Source organism: Methylopila musalis (genome assembly GCF_042679725.1).
In the GTDB taxonomy this organism is placed as follows: Bacteria; Pseudomonadota; Alphaproteobacteria; order Rhizobiales; family Methylopilaceae; genus Methylopila; species Methylopila musalis.
This window is the reverse complement of the sequence record NZ_JBHTMX010000048.1, coordinates 1-18,145: the sequence shown is the minus strand read 5'-3', so window position 1 is coordinate 18,145 and position 18,145 is coordinate 1. Positions and strand designations below refer to the sequence as shown.

Annotated in this window: 18 protein-coding genes and 1 tRNA gene; 11 read left to right on the top strand and 8 right to left on the bottom strand. The window is 71.2% G+C overall.

What is annotated here, in order from left to right:
• Both ACFQ4O_RS07835 and dksA read left to right on the top strand, forming a co-directional pair.
• The coding region (locus tag ACFQ4O_RS07835; RefSeq protein WP_378775143.1) for a flagellar assembly protein FliX at window positions 1-216 on the top strand (216 nt) is incomplete at its 5' end.
• A 165-nt stretch (window positions 217-381) separates the two neighbouring features.
• Window positions 382-798, top strand: coding sequence for an RNA polymerase-binding protein DksA (dksA, locus tag ACFQ4O_RS07830; protein ID WP_378775142.1), 417 nt, complete (start codon window positions 382-384; stop codon window positions 796-798).
• Window positions 799-896: 98 nt separating this feature from the next.
• Here the strand turns inward: dksA and ACFQ4O_RS07825 are convergent, their stop codons facing one another.
• Window positions 897-1,820: a LysR family transcriptional regulator gene (locus tag ACFQ4O_RS07825; RefSeq protein WP_378775141.1), complete on the bottom strand. Its 924-nt coding sequence runs from the start codon at window positions 1,818-1,820 to the stop codon at window positions 897-899.
• A gap of 110 nt (window positions 1,821-1,930) precedes the next feature.
• On the opposite strand from ACFQ4O_RS07825, the gene ACFQ4O_RS07820 reads away from it, so the two are divergent.
• Both ACFQ4O_RS07820 and ACFQ4O_RS07815 read left to right on the top strand, forming a co-directional pair.
• Window positions 1,931-2,878, top strand: coding sequence for a ring-cleaving dioxygenase (locus ACFQ4O_RS07820; RefSeq protein ID WP_378775140.1), 948 nt, complete (start codon window positions 1,931-1,933; stop codon window positions 2,876-2,878).
• 217 nt (window positions 2,879-3,095) lie between these two features.
• Entirely contained in the window at window positions 3,096-3,725 is a 630-nt protein-coding gene (locus ACFQ4O_RS07815; RefSeq protein ID WP_378775139.1) for an alpha/beta hydrolase, read from the top strand.
• Between the two features lie 23 nt (window positions 3,726-3,748).
• Here the strand turns inward: ACFQ4O_RS07815 and hisN are convergent, their stop codons facing one another.
• Window positions 3,749-4,531 carry a histidinol-phosphatase gene (gene hisN / locus ACFQ4O_RS07810; protein ID WP_378775138.1) on the bottom strand — a complete coding sequence of 261 codons (783 nt, stop codon included), beginning with the start codon at window positions 4,529-4,531 and terminating at the stop codon, window positions 3,749-3,751.
• A gap of 413 nt (window positions 4,532-4,944) precedes the next feature.
• Window positions 4,945-5,838 carry an N-formylglutamate amidohydrolase gene (locus tag ACFQ4O_RS07805; protein ID WP_378775137.1) on the bottom strand — a complete coding sequence of 298 codons (894 nt, stop codon included), beginning with the start codon at window positions 5,836-5,838 and terminating at the stop codon, window positions 4,945-4,947.
• Between the two features lie 168 nt (window positions 5,839-6,006).
• On the opposite strand from ACFQ4O_RS07805, the gene cpdR reads away from it, so the two are divergent.
• The 3 genes from cpdR to ACFQ4O_RS07790 all read left to right on the top strand — a co-directional run bounded on the left by cpdR (window position 6,007) and on the right by ACFQ4O_RS07790 (window position 6,749).
• A complete protein-coding gene (cpdR, locus tag ACFQ4O_RS07800) occupies window positions 6,007-6,375 on the top strand; it encodes a cell cycle two-component system response regulator CpdR (protein WP_378775136.1) in 369 nt (122 codons plus the stop codon).
• Window positions 6,372-6,560, top strand: coding sequence for a hypothetical protein (locus ACFQ4O_RS07795; protein ID WP_378775135.1), 189 nt, complete (start codon window positions 6,372-6,374; stop codon window positions 6,558-6,560). Before cpdR ends, ACFQ4O_RS07795 begins: the two co-directional genes overlap by 4 nt.
• A 114-nt stretch (window positions 6,561-6,674) precedes the next feature.
• A tRNA-Val gene (locus ACFQ4O_RS07790) sits at window positions 6,675-6,749 on the top strand.
• Between the two features lie 99 nt (window positions 6,750-6,848).
• Here ACFQ4O_RS07790 and ACFQ4O_RS07785 read toward each other — a convergent pair.
• The 5 genes from ACFQ4O_RS07785 to ACFQ4O_RS07765 all read right to left on the bottom strand — a co-directional run bounded on the left by ACFQ4O_RS07785 (window position 6,849) and on the right by ACFQ4O_RS07765 (window position 11,799).
• Entirely contained in the window at window positions 6,849-7,448 is a 600-nt protein-coding gene (locus tag ACFQ4O_RS07785; RefSeq protein ID WP_378775134.1) for a PilZ domain-containing protein, read from the bottom strand.
• A 218-nt stretch (window positions 7,449-7,666) separates the two neighbouring features.
• Complete coding sequence (locus ACFQ4O_RS07780; RefSeq protein WP_378775133.1) at window positions 7,667-8,965, bottom strand: alpha-hydroxy acid oxidase; 1,299 nt, start codon at window positions 8,963-8,965, stop codon at window positions 7,667-7,669.
• Window positions 8,966-9,240: 275 nt separating this feature from the next.
• Window positions 9,241-9,768, bottom strand: coding sequence for a DUF1523 family protein (locus tag ACFQ4O_RS07775; RefSeq protein ID WP_378775132.1), 528 nt, complete (start codon window positions 9,766-9,768; stop codon window positions 9,241-9,243).
• 74 nt (window positions 9,769-9,842) lie between these two features.
• Window positions 9,843-10,298, bottom strand: coding sequence for a GtrA family protein (locus tag ACFQ4O_RS07770; RefSeq protein WP_378775131.1), 456 nt, complete (start codon window positions 10,296-10,298; stop codon window positions 9,843-9,845).
• Window positions 10,299-10,305: 7 nt separating this feature from the next.
• Window positions 10,306-11,799 carry a UbiA family prenyltransferase gene (locus ACFQ4O_RS07765; protein WP_378775130.1) on the bottom strand — a complete coding sequence of 498 codons (1,494 nt, stop codon included), beginning with the start codon at window positions 11,797-11,799 and terminating at the stop codon, window positions 10,306-10,308.
• A gap of 192 nt (window positions 11,800-11,991) precedes the next feature.
• Between ACFQ4O_RS07765 and mprF the strand changes: the two genes are divergently transcribed.
• The 4 genes from mprF to ACFQ4O_RS07745 form a co-directional block, all read left to right on the top strand.
• Window positions 11,992-14,715: a bifunctional lysylphosphatidylglycerol flippase/synthetase MprF gene (gene mprF / locus ACFQ4O_RS07760; RefSeq protein WP_378775129.1), complete on the top strand. Its 2,724-nt coding sequence runs from the start codon at window positions 11,992-11,994 to the stop codon at window positions 14,713-14,715.
• On the top strand, window positions 14,712-16,091 hold the full coding sequence (locus ACFQ4O_RS07755; protein ID WP_378775128.1) for an AcvB/VirJ family lysyl-phosphatidylglycerol hydrolase: 1,380 nt from the start codon (window positions 14,712-14,714) through the stop codon (window positions 16,089-16,091). Before mprF ends, ACFQ4O_RS07755 begins: the two co-directional genes overlap by 4 nt.
• 160 nt (window positions 16,092-16,251) lie before the next feature.
• Window positions 16,252-17,337, top strand: coding sequence for an alpha/beta hydrolase (locus tag ACFQ4O_RS07750; RefSeq protein ID WP_378775127.1), 1,086 nt, complete (start codon window positions 16,252-16,254; stop codon window positions 17,335-17,337).
• Window positions 17,338-17,465: 128 nt separating this feature from the next.
• Window positions 17,466-18,145: chorismate mutase (locus tag ACFQ4O_RS07745; protein ID WP_378775126.1), on the top strand; the 680-nt coding region annotated here is incomplete at its 3' end.

Below are 18,145 nucleotides of genomic sequence, written 5' to 3'. Positions count from 1 at the left end.
CGCGGGCGCGGGCTGCTGGACGCGCTGGAGGCGCTGAAGGCGGACATGCTCCACGGCCGCGCCGGGTCGGCGAGCCTCGAGGCGCTGCGCGCGCTGCTGGCCGAGGCCGGCGAGACCACCGGCGACGCCGGTCTCGACGACACGCTCGCCGCCATCGATCTGCGCGCCCAGGTGGAGCTGGCGAAGCTGCGGCAGGCCGATCCGCGGCGCCCGTGACGGCGGCGCCGGCGGGCGATCTTAAGCCTCGAATTTGGTCAATCCAAAAAGATCATGTAATTTCAAACACTTCTCCGGTTAATTCCGTAATTGTAGACGGGCCGGTGTGTGGCTATAGTCCGCGCCGCTTGGCACCAGCGCAGCGGCATAGCCAGAGGCTGATCAATGAGCGTCGAGTTGGCGACTGACTACCGGCCGTCGGAAGAGGAGCCGTTCATGAACGACCGGCAGCGGAAGTATTTCCGCGCAAAGCTGCTCGACTGGAAGGAAGAGATCCTCCGCGAGAGCCGCGAAACCCTCGAGCACCTTCAGGATGAGAACCAGAATCATCCCGACATCGTGGACCGGGCGTCGTCGGAGACCGACCGCGCCATCGAACTGCGCGCCCGCGACCGCCAGCGCAAGCTGATCGCCAAGATCGACGCGGCGCTGGAGCGGATCGAGGACGGGTCCTACGGCTATTGCGAGGAGACCGGCGAGCCGATCTCGCTGCGCCGGCTGGAGGCGCGCCCGATCGCGACGCTCTCCATCGAGGCCCAGGAGCGCCACGAGCGCCGCGAAAAGGTCTATCGCGACGACTGAACGGCTCTCTCGAAGCCGCGACGTGTCCGAACGCAAAAAGCCCCCGGCGATCGAAGCGCCGGGGGCTTTCGCGCGTTTTGGGCGCGCCGTCGGCCGGTTCACGCCGCCTCCGTCAGCGGGCGCGCCCAGGGGGCGGCGGTGAGGCGGCGGACGAGGAAGTCGATCAGGACGGTGACGCGCGCCGGGCGGAAGGCGCCGGGCGGCGTCACCACATGCAGCGCGATCGGCGGCATGGCCCAGTCGGCCATCACCTCCTCCAGCCGTCCGGCCGCGATGTCGTCATGGACGATGAAGGCGGGCTGCACCGCGAGGCCAAGGCCCGCCCGGACGCTGGCGGTCAGCGCGTCGGCGTTGTTGGCCCGCAGGCGGCCGGACACGGTGACCGCCTCCTCCGCGCCCGCCCGGTCGAAGAAGCGCCAGCGGTCCCAGCCCGGCAGATAGGCGTAGCCGAGGCAGGAGTGGGCGGCGAGGTCGCGCGGGCGTTCCGGCCGGCCCATGCGCTCGAAATAGGCCGGCGCGCCCACCACCAGCCGTCGGACCTCGCACAGCCGCCGGGCCCGCAGGCGGCTGTCGGCAAGCGACGCGATCCGGAGCCCGACGTCGAACCCCTCGCCGATGAGGTCGATCTGCGCGTCGGCGAGGTGCAGGTCCACGGCGACGTCCGGATGGGCGGCCAGAAACTCCGGCAGGATGGGCGCCACATGGGCGAGCCCGAAGGACATGGGCGCTGCGAGCCGCACCGTCCCGCTCGGCGCCGCCGAGGCCGCCATGGCCTGCGCCTCGGCGCTTTCGCCGGCCCGGACGATCCGCTCCGCGTCCTCGGCCGCGCTTTTCCCGGCCTCGGTGAGCGACAGCCGCCGGCTGGTGCGATGGAGGAGGGGCGTCGCCAGCCGACGCTCCAGCCGCGCCACCGCCTTGGAGACGGTGGGCTTGGACAGGCCGAGATCCTCCGCGGCGCGGGCGAAGGAGCCGCGCGCGGCGACGCGGGCGAAGATGGCCCAGGCTTCGAAATCGGGCAGCATGAGAGGCTCCAGACGGAAACGATGAGTTTCCATCGTTTCCATTTATATCCTAGCGCCTCTCCTTATCTTGGCGGCAGGGAATTTTCAGCCGACCACGAAAGGGCTCCGCCATGACCGCGTCCGGCGTCCGCGCCTCCGCCATCCACCACGTCACCGCCATCAGCGGCCCCGCCGCCCGCAACCGCCGCTTCTACGAGGGCGTGCTCGGCCTGCGGCTGGTGAAGAAGACCGTCAATTTCGACGATCCCGGCACCTACCACCTCTATTACGGCGACGAGCTCGGCCGTCCGGGCTCGATCCTGACCTTCTTCCCCTGGGATCACGCCGGTCCGGGCCGGGTCGGGATCGGCGAGACCTCGCGCACCTCGTTCCGGGTGCCCCGCGCCTCGATCGGCTGGTGGACGCAGGCTCTGGTGTCGGCCGGCGTCCCCCATGACTCGCCGGTGGTCCGGTTCGGCGAAACCACGCTCGCGTTCAAGGACCCGGACGGCCTCGCGCTCGCCCTGGTCGGCGTCGACGGGGCCGAGGGCGAGCCCGGCTGGGACAGCGCGAGCGTTCCCGCCGAGCACGCCATCCGCGGCTTCCACGGCGTGACCCTGCTGCTCGCCGACGGCGCCGCCACCGGCGCGGTGCTGACCGACGTGTTCGGCCAGACGGAGGTGGGGCGCGAGGGCAGCGTCATCCGCTACGAGGCGCCGGGCGAGGCCTACGGCCGTTTCGTGGACCTGCACGTGGCCGGCGGCTTCCTCGCCGGCCGGCAGGGCGCGGGCGGCGTGCACCATATCGCCTTCCGGGCGGCGGACGACGCCGCGCAGGCGGCGATGGCGCGCAAGCTCGCGGCGGATCACCGGATCGCGGTGACGGAGCAGAAGGACCGCAACTACTTCCGCTCGGTCTATTTCCGCGAGCCCGGCGGCGTGCTGTTCGAGATCGCCACCGACGCGCCCGGCTTCGCCGTGGACGAGCCGGTGGCGACGCTGGGGCAGGCGCTGAAGCTGCCGCCGCAGCTGGAGGGGCTGCGGTCCCGGATCGAGGAAAGGCTGCCCCCGCTCGACTGAGCGCGGGCGGCTGCCCCGGTTGAGGCGGCGTCCGAACCGCCTCAACCGTCATGCCCGCGCCTTCGCGCGGGTATCCACGACTTTCCATGGGGCGAAAACGTCGACGCCCAAGTCGTGGATGCCCGAGATACGCTCGGGCATGACGGGAGCCGGGATCGCGCAATTCCAGAACTTCGCAAAAGCATCAATATCTTAACTCGAACCGAAGGAGGCCGCCATGAACGCGCGTGACCTGTCGTTCGTGCATGTGTTCCGCCCGGCCGAACGGCCGGGTTCGCCGCCCGTACTGCTGCTGCACGGCACCGGCGGCGACGAGACCGACCTGCTGCCCTTGGGCGCGGCGGCGGCGCCGGGAGCGGCGCTGCTGTCGCCCCGGGGGCAGGTGTTGGAGCGCGGGGCGCCGCGCTTCTTCCGCCGTTTGGCGGAGGGGGTGTTCGACGAGGAGGACGTGCGCCGCCGGGCGGGCGATCTGGCGCGCTTCGTCGCGGAGGCGCGCGCGGCCTACGGGATCGGCGCGCCGGTGGCGCTCGGCTACTCGAACGGCGCCAACATCGCCGCCGCCACCCTGCTGCTGCATCCGGAGGCGCTTGCGGGCGCCGCGCTGCTGCGGCCCCTGGCGGTGCTGGGCGATCCGCCCCGGGCGCGGCTGGACGGCAGGCCGGTTCTGAACCTGTCCGGCGTGGCCGATCCGATCGCCCCGCCCGACAGCGTGACGGCGCTCGAGGCCGCGCTCACGGCGTCCGGCGCGCAGGTGACGCGCGAGACCCTGTTCGCGAGCCACGGCCTGACGCGGGACGATCTCGTGTCCGCTCAGGCGTGGTTCGTCGGGCGGGTGGCCGCCGGCTGAGGTCTCGGCGGGCCGCCCGCGCCTCAGCCGGCGGCGAGGCGCTTCAGGGCGGCCTCGTGCAGGCGCTCGTCGCCGGAGGCGATGATCCGGCCGCCATTGGTGGCCGGGCCGCCGTCCCAGGTGGTGACCACGCCGCCGGCGCCTTCCACGATGGGGATCAGCGCCACGATGTCGAACGGCTTCAGGTCCGCCTCGATCACCAGATCCACATGGCCCGCCGCCAGCATGCAGTAGGCGTAGCAGTCGCCGCCCCAGCGGGTGAGCTTTGCGTCCACCGAGACGGCGTCGAACAGCGCGCGCTCCTCTTCGGTGAACATGGTGGGGGAGGTGGACATCAGCATGGCGTCTTCGAGCCGCGGGCAGGCGCGCGCGCGCAGCCGCCGCTCGCCGGTGCGCCCGCGCCAGGTGGCGCTGGAGCCGTCGCCGTGGAAGCGCTCGCCCACATAGGGCTGGCTCATCATGCCGTAGCAGGGGTGGCCGCCGCGGGTGAGGCCGATCAGCGTGCCCCAGATCGGCATGCCGAGGATGAAGGAGCGGGTGCCGTCGATTGGGTCCAGCACCCAAACGAACTCGGCGTCCTCGCGCTCGTCGCCATGCTCTTCGCCGATCACGCCGTGCTCGGGGAAGGTGTCCCGGATCAGCGCGCGCATCACGGTCTCGCCGGCCTTGTCGGCGGCGGTGACCGGGTCGAAGCCCTCGCGCAGCTTGTTCTCCACCCCGAGCGACGTCCGGAAGAACGGCAGGATCGCCTCGCCGGAGGCGGTGGCCAGACGATCCACGAAGGCGGAGAAGTCCACGGGCGTCATCAGCGGTCTCCCGAAGCGCCGCCGAGGGGCCGACGGCCGGCGCGTCGAGAAAGCGCGAAAGCGGTCGTTGGGCAAGTGCGAGGGCCGGGACGAGCAGGCGGATGCGCAAAAGAAATCGCCGGCAAGCGCGACGTAATGTCACGGCCGGCGACAGGTGGCCTTATGGCCTTGATTTTTGTGCGGCGCGGCCGCATCTTTTTGCGGTGCGACAAGCCGATCTCTGATCGTTGTCGCTGCCCTCCTTGGGCGTTTCCTCCCTAGACTTTGGCCGCCCTGCGCTTGCGCGGGCGGCCTTTTTTCTTCTTGCGTCCGGGGCAGGGCGGACATTGGCCGAGCCGGATCGGCTTTGCAAGCGTTTTTCGTATTGAGCGATAGCAGTATCGATTAAAACAATGTTCGAGCCCGGCGCCGCGTCACTCCGCGGCGAGGCGGCTCCCCCCGAGCGCCGTCAGCGGCGCCTCCGCCATAGCGTTCACAAAGAGGGTCAGCCGCGCGGCGACGTCCCGGAACACGGGCAGGCGGGCATGGACGCGCTCGTCCATGTAGAGGCCGCGATTCACCTCGATTTGCAGGGCGTGGAAGCCGCTCGGCGGCGCCCCGTAATGCTCGGTGATGTAGCCGCCGGCGTAAGGCCGGTTGCGGGCCACGGTGAAGCCCGCGTCCCGCAGGGTGCGCTCCGCCAGATCGACGATCGCGGGGCTGCAGCTCACGCCGTACCGATCGCCCAGAACGATGTCCGGAACCGGCTTGTCGTCCCGGACGCCGCCAGTGGAGGGCATGGAGTGGCAGTCCACCAGCAGCGCCACGCCATGGGCGCGGTGCGCGCGGGCGATCAGCCGCGACAGCGTGCGGTGGTAGGGTTTGTACAGGGTCTCGATGCGCGCCAGCGCCTCGGCGACGGGCAGGCGCCGGCCGTAGATCTCCTGCGCCTCGCCGACGATTCGGGCGATGGTGCCGAGCCCGCCCGCCACCCGCACCGAGCGGGTGTTGGCGAAGGGCGGCAGCCGGCCCTCGAACATGCGCGGGTCGAGCTCGTACGGCTCGCGGTTCACGTCGAGATAGGCGCGGGGGAACAGCGCCCGCATCAGCGGCGCGCCGGCCAGGGGGGCGGCTGCGAACAGCTCGTCCACGAACGCGTCCTCTGACCGGCGCAGGGCGCGCGAATCGAGACGGGAGGCCGCGAGGAAGCTCGGCGGATAGACCGCGCCCGAATGCGGCGAGTTGAACACCGTCGGCGAGGTCGGGTGGTCCGGCGACGCGATGTCGTAGGCCGGATCGGGCGCGTCGGGCAGGGCGGACTGCGTCACGGAGCGGAGCGGCCTCGAAAACGGCGGGGGGAGGGGGCTCGGAGCGTCATGTTGCCGATCCGTGACGCCGCTGTCCATGGCGGGGCGCGGGCGAAACGGTCTGTTTACCAGAGCCCGCGCTTATGGGATGACTCGTGACGATCGTCCGAACGCAGGATTTCTTCTCCCGTGCAACCGAACTCCAAGATCCTTCTCGCGGAAGACGACGACGACATGCGCCGCTTTCTGGTCAAGGCGCTCGAGAACGCCGGCCATGCGGTGGTCTCGTTCGACAACGGCCTCTCCGCCTATCACCGGCTGCGGGAAGAGCCGTTCGAGCTGCTGCTCACCGACATCGTGATGCCCGAGATGGACGGCATCGAGCTCGCCCGGCGCGCCACCCAGCTCGACCCCGACATCAAGGTGATGTTCATCACGGGCTTTGCGGCCGTGGCGCTCAACCCGGATTCCCAGACGCCGAAGGACGCCAAGATCCTCTCGAAGCCGTTCCATCTGCGGGAGCTGGTGAACGAGGTCGACAAGCTGCTGGCGGCGTGACGCCGCCGCGCGGCCTGCTGCCGCCGCTGATGCTGGTCGCGGCGCTGGGGCTCGGCCTCTCCGGCGTGCTGGACCGGCCGGGCTTCGAAGGCGTCGGACAGGGGCTGGTGATCGGGGCGCTGGTCTGCGCGCCGATCTGGCTGTTCGGCCAGCTGCGCAAGCGACGGGAGCAGCGGCGCGATTGATCGCCGCCACGACTTGCAAGCGCCGGGGCGATCCGATATAGCCCCCGTCACTCCGGGCCGCCCCGCAGCGGTTCGCGAACAGGTTTCCGGCTTCGCCGATTCGTCGGCGGGTCAGGGCGTGTAGCTCAGCGGGAGAGCACTACGTTGACATCGTAGGGGTCACAGGTTCGATCCCTGTCACGCCCACCATTCTGAAAGAGGCGGTTCCGGTCATGTCGGAGCCGCCTCTTTCGTTTTCAGATCCGGATATGATCGAGATGCCCGGCTCTCAGCCCGGCGGCCGGGCGCTCACAGCACGATGTGCTCGCTGAAGGCGGCGGAGGGGATCGGCTCCCGGAACTGCACGCCCACGCCCTTGTCGAAGGCGCGGACCACGGTGGCGGGGCGGCGGCCCGCCCGCACCACGGAGCCCACGAACGGGATGTGCGCCGGCTTCATCAGGATCGCCGCGCCGGACACCGACAGGTCCAGGATCAGCCCCGGAAACACCAGCGCCTCGCCGAGCCGCATCTCCACCTTGCGCTCGATCGGCACGATGCGCGGCGCGATCCGCTGGGCCTCCGCCAGCGCCGCCCGGTTGGAGTGCCATTCCAGGCTGGCGGCGAGCCGGGCCCGGCGGTCCTCGCGCACGTCGAGCCGCAGCACGAAGCCGTGGGGGATCAGCCGGTCCACCCAGCCGCGCAGGATGCCGATGTCGTTGAGGTAGCAGATGACGCGCGCGTCCGGCGTCATGGGCGGGGCGGCGATGATGACCGCCATGTGCAGCGACACCCGCAGCGCCTCGCAGGCGAACTCCTGCCCGTTCATCAGCATGCAGCGGCCGGGGATGGCGGCGTCCCGCTGGTCTGCGCCGGCGTCCAGCGGAGGGGTCAGGTCGAGCGGCTGCATGCGTCTGCCTGAAGGGGAGGGCGGCGCGGACCGGCGCCGTCGCCGCGCGGGTGGCCTTAGCCGGCGGATTCGCCCGCCAGTTTTGACGAAGCGCCCGGCCGCCGCATCAAAAATCGTCTCGTCCCACGGTCGCCTCCGCCGACCGCCTGAAACGGACGAAGGGCGCGCGGCGGATGGCCGCGCGCCCTTCGCGCCGAGGTCGTGACGGGCGGGGCGGCTCAGGAGCGGACGATCACGGAGTCCTTGGTGATCTCGGATAGCTTGGTCGCGCCCACCTGCTTCATGATGGTCACGAACTCCCGCTGCAGGATGGCGAGCACGGCGGCGACGCCCGGCTCGCCGAAGGCCGCGAGGCCCCAGCAGTAGGGCCGGCCGACGCAGACGGCGGAGGCGCCGAGGGCGAGCGCCTTCAGCACGTCGGTGCCGCGGCGGAAGCCGCCGTCGATCAGGATCGGGATCTGGCCGTTGGCGGCGGCCACCACCTCTGGCAGGGCGCGGATGGTGGGCTCCAGGCTCTCCTCGGCGCGGCCGCCGTGGTTGGAGACGATGATGGCGTCCACGCCGTGCTTGAGGGCGATCTCGGTGTCCTCGCGGGTCACGATGCCCTTCAGCACCAGCTTGCCCTTCACGATCTTGCGCAGCCGGTCCACGAAGTCCCAGGTCATGCCGGTGCCGTAGAGGTTGGTGACCTTGGAGACGTCCAGGTCGTCGAACATCGGCTTGCGGGAGACCTCGTTGGCGAAGCCGCCGGCGTGGCAGCCCTTGCAGTCGCGGGTGTCGTCGCGGCGGAAGCGGAACAGGGTCTCGGTGTTGCGGCCGCCCTGGCGGTCCACGGTCAGCACGATCGCCGGCGCGCCGGCGGCCTCGGCGCGCTTCACCAGCGCCTCGGTGACGGACCAGTCGTCGGTCGGGTAGAGCATGTACCAGACGGGGGCGCCGCGGGCCTCGGTGACGTCCTCGATCGAGGTGGAGCCGACCGTCGACAGGATGACGCCGTTGCCGGTCACCTTGGCGGCGCGGGCGACCGCGGCCTCCGCCTCCGGATGGAAGGCACCCTGGCTGGAAACCGGCGCCAGCAGGATCGGCGTCGGGTAGGTCTGGCCGAACAGCGTGACGCTGGTGTCCACCTTGCGCACGTCGATCAGGCGGCGCACCCGGATCGCGATCTCGTCGAACGCCTCGTGGTTGAGGCGCAGGGTGGCGTCGCCGTCCACGCCGCTCGCCAGATAGCCGTAATGGGCCGGCGGCAGCGCCTTCTTGGCGGCGGGCTCGAAGTCGAACACGTTCAGCGCCTGCTCGGGCGCGGTGATGATCCCGTCCACCGCCTTCTGCTGCGGCGCGCGCAGCACGTCGTAGCTCTGGGCCGCCGCCTCGCCGGACACGCCGGCGGCGAGGGCGCTCACCAGCGCGCTCATGGCGGTGGGGGTGAGGACCGGGCTTGCGGCGAGAAAGCGGATGAAGTTGCGGCGGTCGGTGAGCGCGGCTTCGGACGGAGTCCGGATGTCGAGTTCGTTCATAGGTCTTCCTCCAGCATCGATCGGTCGCGCCGCGAGAGAGCCCCCAAAGAGGACCGCGGCGGGTCGCAAACGCTGAGCCGGACCCGGACCCGGACGGACGCAGCTGATCATCGGCTTATACGACGAAAGTCGTACGAGGAAGCCTGAGTTAGAAAAACTCTAGCTCAGGAACGGGGGGTGAGCCAGAAGGTCGCGCATGGGCGCGGCGCCCGACCTTCGTTCGGGCGTCGGATGTATCGGTAGTCTGGAGCGAGAGCGTCGACGGACGCGGGCGGTCAGGCCCGGCGGGCGCGGCGGATCACCAGCAGCGCGATCACGCCCCAGAACGTGAAGAACACGATGTTGAACCAGGGCACGATCGTCACGTCCGGCTCGGCGCGCCGGATGTTGATGATGTTAGGGAACATGGAGAACATGTTGATGCGCCAGCCGTAATAGGTGACGACGGCGGTGCCCCGGTCGTTGGCGATGGCGGCGGCGATGGCCTGCTCGTCGGCGCTGTCGAACTTGAGGTAGAACGGAAAGCCCCAGCCGGTGTCCTCGTTGCGGTAGACGCGGGGACGGTCGGTCTTGACGGCGGGGTCCGCGCTCACGCGCTCGGCGTAGACGTAATAGACGTCCCGGCCGGTCTGGGGCCGGTCGCCGCCCTGCAGCGGCTTGCCGGACATGTCCACGCGCCGGTTCTCGACGCCGACGATGCGCACCACGTCGTGCCGCGGCAGGTAGTGGTGCAGGAAGGCCGCGCCCGGCAGCACCGCGCACAGGGCGATGACGGCGACGATCAGGCGGGTGCGGTTGAACATCGGGCGGGAACTCCAGCGGGGACGCGTGGATTATCTGGTCTTCCCCGCCGGGATTGCAATCGCCCGCCGCGCGCTCAGACGCCGCGGAAGGTCAGCAGCCGGTGGCCCACATAGCTGGTGGCGGCGCCGATGCCGATGGCGGCGGCGTGGGAGATCGGCTCCACCCACAGCGTCCAGCCGAGCGCGGGCGCGAGATGCCGCGCGAACAGGACAGTGAGCAGCCACACCTCCACCGCGCCGACCGCGTTCACCACCAGGAACTTCCAGAGCTGGGAGCGCGCGTCGCCGGTTTTCGCCTCGAACACGAACAGCCGGTAGAGGAAGAAGCCCACCACCATGCCGACGCCGTAGGCCGCGAGCACCGAGGCCTCGAACGGCATGATCAGGTTCAGCGGGAAGCGCGCCGCCCAGTTCACGAAGGCGGCGAAGCCGCCGGCGAGCAGGAAGCGGCCGATGCGCCGGAGTTCGGCCGGGGTCATGCGGGCGCGCAGGGCGGGCGGCAGCGCCGCGGCGAGGAGGGATGCGGGCATCGCGGCCTCACCAGAACCGGCCGACCGGCGCGACCGCCGCGAGGAAGGCGAGGCCCATGATCCCACCGAGCGCGATCGAGGCGCGGTCCCGCACCGCGAAGGCCACGGGATCGTCGTGCAGCTCGTCGCGGCCGGACAGCACCCAGACGCGGCCGAGCCACAGGAACAGCACGCAGGGGAACACCCACAGCGCCTGCGGCGACTGGTACATGCCGGCGGGGAACGCCTCGTTGAAGATGTAGAGCACCATGACCAGCACCGCGGACATGCCGGTGGCGGTGCCCATGCAGATCAGGAACGGCACGTCCGCCGCCACATAGCCGCGCCCGCTCGCCTTGGTGGCGCCCGACTGGGCAACGCGCGCCATCTCGGTGTGGCGCTTGGCGAAGGACAGCGACGCGAAGATGAACATCGAGAACACCAGCAGCCAGGGCGAGCCCGGCACGCCCGCGAGCGCGACGCCGATGACGAGCCGCAGCGTGAACAGCGCGGCGAGGGTGAACACGTCCAGCACCGCGACGCGCTTCAGGCGGAAGGAATAGGCGAGGGTGACGACGAGATAGGCGGACAGCGCCGCGAACACGCTCCACGAGATCAGCGCGCCGCCGATCAGCGCGACCGCGATCCCGAGCGGCGCCGCGATGAGCCCGGCCGCGATCGGCAGCCGGCCGCTGGCGAAGGCGCGCTCCCGCTTCGACCAGTGGCGACGGTCGTCGTTCAGGTCCCAGAGGTCGTTCAGCGCATAGGTCGAGGAGGCGAGGATCCCAAGCAGCACGAAGCCGACGGCCACCACGCCCCAGGTGTTCGGATCGAGCGCCTCGCCGCCCAGCACCATGGGCACGAACACCAGGGCGTTCTTGGCCCACTGGTGGACGCGCGCGGCCTTCAGCACGGTCTTGAGACCCGCCTTCGGCCGGGGCAGCACCGCGAGCGGCGGGCGGATGGCTTCCGCCGCCTTGAGGGTCGAGGCGGAGGCGCCGACCACCACGCTTTCCTGCGCGGCGCGCCACACCGGCAGGTCGGCGGATGAATCGCCCGCATAGGCGAAGCCGCCGGGGAAGCGGGCCCTGAGCGCGGCGGCCTTGGTCTCGCCCTTCAGGTTGGAGACGCCGTCGCTCGCGATCAGCCCGTCCACGAAGGTGAAGCGGCGGGCGAGCGCGGCGGCGGCCATGGCGTCCGAGGCGGTGGCGATGTGGACCTCGCGGCCCTTGGCGCGCTCGGCCTCGATGAAGGCCACCAGCTCCTCGTTGATGGGCAGCGCCTCGGCGTCGAGCTCCACCCGCTCGGCGAGCTTGCGTTTCAGCGCCGCGCGGCCGCCGACGAGCCAGACCAGCAGCAGCACGATGCGGAGCGGGTTGCCCCGGAGAAAGGCCAGCGCCTGCTCGGCGAGCAGGTCGCCGCGCAGCAGCGTGCCGTCCACGTCCACGGCGAGGGGAACGAGCGGCTTCTCCGGCATGGCGTGGGAGGCTCCTGTCACGAGACTGATGGGTGCGGTCGCCATGATGTCTCCGGTCCGCCGGGCGCCCCTCGACCGGGGCCGGACGCGCCGCGCGACGAAGGCGTGCGCGACGTTCGTTCATGGTGGTAATCGCGCTCCGGTTAAAATCCGCCCTATGTCCGCCGTGATTTTCCGTGCCATGTCTGCGCGCGCCCGCCGCCCTGTTTGATGTCGTTCGCGAAGGCATTGGCTGACATGTCCCGACCCACCGAGACGGACCTCGAGCCCGCAGCTCAGACGCCGCCGCCGCCCGAAGAGCGCGCGGGGCCCGGCGGCGGCCTTGTGATGTCCGACCAGCCGGCGGGCCAGAGCTTTCCGAAGCTGAGGGCGCTGGCCGCCCGCCTGCCCTGGCGCACCATCGGCGCGCTCGCCTCGCTTGGTCTGTTCGCCGTGGTGCTGGTGGTGCTCCACAAGCTGGTGGAGGAGGTGAAGCTCGACGACGTCAAGCTCGCCATCGCCTCCACGCCTTGGAGCACGCTCGGGATCGCGCTCGCCGCCACCGCCGCGAGCTATGTGGCGCTGACGGGCTACGACTGGTTCGGCATCCGGCACATCAAGCGCAAGGACGTGGGCTATCCGATCGCGGCGCTCGCCTCCTTCACCGGCTACGCGCTGAGCTACACCATCGGCTTCCAGCTTCTGGTGGCGGGCGCGGTGCGCTACCGCATCTACGCCGGCGCGGGGCTTGGCGCGGCGGAGGTCGCGGCCATCACCGCCATTTCGGCGCTGACGCTGTGGCTCGGCATCTTCTTCACGCTGGCGCTCGGCCTCGTCACCGAGGCGCCGGACGTCTCCCGGCTCGACGGCCTGCCGGTGTCGGTCAACATGGCGCTCGGCCTCGCCATCCTCGCGGCGCTCGCGGCCTATCTGATCTGGATCTCCCGCCGGGAGCGGGCGGTCACGGTGGAGGGCTACCGGCTGGCGCTGCCAGGCGTGAAGTCCACCGGCGCGCAGATCATCATCGGGCTGGTCGACCTGCTCGGCGCCTCCTTCGCGCTGTGGGTGCTGCTGCCCCCGAGCGCCGTGATCGCCTTCCCCACCTTCGCCGCGCTGTTCGTGGTGGCGATGACGCTCGGCATGCTGAGCCACGCGCCCGGCGGCGCCGGCGTGATCGAGGCGACCGTGCTGCTGGCGCTGCCGAACCTGCCGACCGACGCGGTGCTGGCGAGCCTGCTGCTGTGGCGGGTGATCTACTACCTGATCCCCTTCACGCTGGCGCTCGGCCTGCTGGGCGCCTCCGAACTCGCCCGCCGCAAGGGCTATTTCCACCGCGCGGGCGTCATGCTGGCGGCGGTGATGCGGCCCGTCGCGCCCATCGTGCTGGGCTCGGCGGTGTTCCTCGGCGGCATCGTGCTGCTGGTGTCGGGCGCGCTGCCGGCGGAGACCGACCGTCTCCACGTGCTGCGCTCCTTCGTGCCGCTGCCCTTCGTGGAGGCGTCGCATCTGCTGGCGAGCGTCGTCGGCGTGGTGCTGCTGGTGGTGGCGCGCGGCCTGTTCCGCCGGCTCGACACCGCCTACCGCCTCGCGCAGCTCCTGCTCGCCGCCGGCCTCGCCTTTTCGCTCGCCAAGGGCGGCGACATCGAGGAGGCGGTGGTGCTCGGCGTGGTGCTGTCGCTGCTCACGGTCAACCGGCGCGCCTTCTACCGCCGCGCCTCGCTGTGGGACCAGGATCTGGCGCCGGCGTGGCTCGCGGCGGTGGCGATCGTGCTCGCCGGCTCGATCTGGCTCGGCTTCTTCGCCTATCGCAACGTGGGCTACTCCAACGACCTGTGGTGGGAGTTCGCCTATCGCGGCGACGCGCCGCGCTTCCTGCGCGCGAGCCTCGCGGCCGGCGTCGCGGCGCTCGCCATCGGCCTGCACGCGCTGCTGCACCGGCCCTCGCGGCCGAAGTCGGAGGTGGCGGAGACCTCCGACCGGTTCGCCGACATCGTGGCCGCCTCGCCCCGGGCGGACGCCAACCTGGCCTTTCTCGGCGACAAGCGCTTCCTGTTCTCCGACGCCGGCGACGCCTTCATCATGTACCAGGTGCAGGGGCGGAGCTGGGTCGCCATGGGCGATCCCGTCGGCCGCGCCGACCGCACCTCGGAGCTGCTGTGGGCGTTCCGGGAGCTTGCGGACCAGCATGGCGGCTGGCCGGTGTTCTATCAGGCGAGCGCGGCGAAGCTGCCCACCTATCTCGACCTCGGCCTGTCGCTGTTGAAGCTCGGCGAGGAGGCGCGCGTGGACCTCGGCCGCTTCACGCTCGAGGGCAAGGCCGGCTACGAGTGGCGCTACGTGGACCGTAAGGCGACCAAGGAGGGCATCGAGGTCGAGATCGTGCCCCGCGACGCGGCGCGCGCGCTGCTGCCGGAGCTGAAGCAGGTCTCCGACGCCTGGCTCGCCTCCAAGAAGGCCGGCGAGAAGGGCTTCTCGCTCGGCTTCTGGTCGGAGCCCTATCTCCGCCATTTCGACATGGCGGTGGTGCGCCATGGCGGCCGCGTCGTGGCCTTCGCCAACATGTGGTACGGCGCGGACAAGGACGAGGCGACCGTCGACCTGATGCGCTACGCCCCCGACGCGCCCAAGGGCGTGATGGACGCGCTGTTCGTGCGCCTGATGATCCGCGCCAAGGCCGACGGCTATCGCTGGTTCAACCTCGGCATGGCGCCGCTGTCCGGCCTCGTGGACCATCCGCTCGGCCCCACCTGGAACCGGGTCGGCGCCTTCCTGTTCCGCTACGGCGACAACTTCTACAATTTCGAGGGTCTGCGGACCTACAAAGAGAAGTTCGATCCGGTATGGGAGCCCCGCTATCTCGCCTGTCCCGGCGGCTGGGTGCTGCCCCAGATCCTGCTGGACGTGACCTCGCTGATCGGCGGCGCGCCGAAGCGCGTCGAGGCGGCGCGGAGCGAAACGCCCGAGACGGAGACCGCCGCATGAGCCTTCGCGCCGCCGTTCTCGCTCTGGCGCTCGCGGGCGCCTGCGCGCCGGCCTTCGCCGACGATCTTCGCCGGGTGGTCTCCCGCAACGAGACGCTGGACCAGGTGCCCGTGGTGGCGCCGGTGGGGGAGCCCAAGGCCATCGTGGCGCTGATCTCCGACCTCGACGGCTGGACGCCCGCCCGCGCGGCGGAGGCGGAGGCGCTCGCGGGGCAGGGCGCCATGGTGCTGGGCGTCGACCTGCCGCGCTACCTTCAGGGGCTTGGGAAGGAGACGGAGGAGTGCCTGTTCCTGCCCGGCGACATCGAGGACTGGTCGCGCCTCGCCGGCAAGGAGCTTGGCCTCAAGACCTACCGTTTCCCCGTGCTGCTCGGCGTCGGCAAGGGCGCGGACATCGCCTATGCGGCGCTGGCGCAGGCGCCGGCCAACATGTTCTCGGGCGCGGTCTCGGTGGGCTTCACCGGCCGGATCCCGCTGCCGAAGCCGCTCTGCGACGGGCCGGCGACCGAGACCCGCGACGGCGCCGATCTGGTGCTGGGCGCCGACACGCCGGGCGGCCTCAAGGGCGAGTGGCGCGTGCTGACCAAAGGCCCGGCCCCGCAGGCGGTGAAGGACTTCGTGGAGCCGCTGCCGACCGGCGACGTGGTGGAGCAGCCGGCCGACGCCGACATGGCGGCCGCCGCCCGCGACGCGGCGATGGACGTGGGCGGCGGCGATCCGGACGCGGTGGACGCCCTGCCGCTGGTGCTCTACCCGCCGACCGGCGCGACCCCGAAGGGGCTCGCGGTGGTCTACGCTGGCGACGGCGGCTGGCGCGATCTCGACAAGACGCTGGCCGAGGACCTGCAGCAGCGAGGCTTCGGCGTCGTGGGCGTCGACACCCTGCGCTACTTCTGGAACGAGAAGTCCCCCCGGGAGATGGGCGAGGACCTCGAAGCCGTCATCGCCCGCTACGGCCCGCAGTGGAAGGCGAAGAACGTGATGCTCGCCGGCTACTCCTTCGGCGCGGACGTGCTGCCCTTCGCCTGGGGGCGGCTGTCGAAGCAGGTGCGGGACGACGTGCGCCTGATCGCGCTGCTCGGCCTGTCCAAGACCGCGGATTTCGAGCTCAGCGTCTCCGGCTGGCTCGGGGTCGGCTCGGGCGAGCACGACGTGCTGAAGCCCGCCGCCGGCCTGCCCATGGAGCGGGTGCTCTGCGTCTACGGCAAGGACGAGCTGGAGGAGAAGGACAACGACGTGGCCTGCGCCACGGACGTCTTCCCGCCCTCGTCGCGGCTCGAGGAGCCGGGCGGCCATCACTTCGACGAGAATTACGCGGCGCTGGCCGCAAAGCTCGACGCGGCCTTCGCCGAGAGGATCAAGACCCGGACCGACTGACATGTGATGCGGAGCGGCGCATTTCTGTTGCGCCGCAGCAACATCGACCTCTATCGCGCCGGAAGAACTACGTTACACTACGTAGTCGTACAGGCGGCGCGACAGCAACACCGCGACAGAACGGCGGCGCCGTCTCGATCTTCAAGCGAGGAGACGCGCCATGCCCTATCTGGACAGCATCGACGACGTAAGACCTCCTTCCCTCGGCCAGCGGGTGAACCGCTTTCTGGGCGCGGCGCCGTCCGATCCGCTCGCCCGCGCCGACCAGGACATGGCCGAGGTGATCGAGGAGCTTCGCCGCCTCGACCCCGAGCCGATCGAAGACCTGACGCCGGCTGAGGCCCGCCGCCAGCCCACGCTCGCCGACGCGCTGAAAGCCCGCGCGGCGAAGCTCGGCGTGGCCCCGGTCGCGGGCGGCGTCGCCGTCCATGACGTGACCTACATGGCCGCGTCCGGCCGCCGCCCGGCCAGGCTCTACCGCCCGCGCGAGGCCGGCGGCGCGCTGCCGGTGACGCTCTACTTCCACGCCGGCGGCTTCGTGCTGTCGGACATCGACGGCTGCGACGCCGGCGCCCGCGCCATGGCGGCGCGGACCGGCGGCATGGTCGTGTCGGTGGACTACGCCCGCGCGCCCGAGCGTCCGTTCCCCGCCGCCCATGACGACGCGGTGGCGGCCTATCGCTGGCTGCTGGACGACGCGGACCGCATCGGCGGCGATCCGGACCGCATCGTGGTGATGGGCGAGGGCGCGGGGGCCAATCTGGCGCTCCACGCCTGCGTCGCCGCGCGCGATCTCGGCCTGCCGCCGCCGCTCCGGCAGGCGCTGGTGACGCCGCTCGCGGGCGTCGACATGGAGGCCGCGTCCTACGTGATCAACGCCCACGCCCGGCCGCTGGACCGGGCCATGATGGGCTGGCTGCTGGATCACGCGCTTCCCGACGCCGCGTCGCGCAGCGATCCGCGCATCGACCTGATCGGCCGCGCCGATCTCGCCGGGCTGCCGCCGGCCACCATCGTCACCGCCGAGATCGACCCGCTCCGCTCGGAGGGCTGGGCGCTGTCGGAAACGCTGCGCGAGAGCGGCGTCGCGGTGAATGCGGTGGATGTGGAGGGCGTCACCCACGGCTTCTTCGGCCTCGGCGAAGTGGTGCGCGCCGCCCGCCTCGCCCAGGACGAGGTCGCCCGCGACCTGATCTGCGCTTTCGCCCCCGACGAGCATTTCGCCCGCTTCGGCCACGCGCTCTGAACGATCGCCGGCCCGACGCTCACGTCACGGCGGCCCCGCGGGGCCGCCGTTTGTTTTGGCGCCCCGCCTCGTCTATGACAGTGCGCCCCGGCGCGCCCGCGCCTTCGACCCTTGCCAAGACGAGCCCGATGAACGACGCCGCCACCGATCCGCTGACCGAGATCCGCCGCGATATCGACCGGATCGACGAGGCGATGCACCGTCTGCTGATGGAGCGCGGCGCCGTGATCGACCGGCTGGTCGCCATCAAGCGCACCTCCGAGACCGGCTCCGCCTTCCGCCCCGCGCGCGAGGCCGAGATGATGCGCCGCCTCGCCGACCGGCACGAGGGACGGCTGCCGCTCGCCACCGCCGAGCATCTCTGGCGCACCATCATCGCCACCTTCACCCATGTGCAGGCGCCCTTCACCCTGCATGTGGAGCAGGGCTCCGACGCCCTCGCCATGCACGATCTCGCCCGCTTCCACGTGGGCTTCGACGTGCCGCTCACCGGCCACGCCACCCCGGCCCGTGTGGTCGAGGCGGTGGCCCGCGCCTCGGGCGATCTCGGTCTGGTGCGCATCGACGCCGAAGCCGCCGGCCCGTGGTGGGACGGGCTCGGCGCGGACGGCCCCCGGGTGATGGCGCGGCTGCCCTTCCTGCCGGCGGGAGGCCATCCGGCCCCGACGCCCGCGCTGGTGATCGCCCGCCCCGCCGGCGGCGCGGCCTCGTCCGAGGCGACCGTATGGGCCATCGGCGACGAGGACGGCCCGGACGTGGCGCTGCCCGCGGAGGCCGAGACGCTGTCGGTCGTGCATCGCGGCGGCAG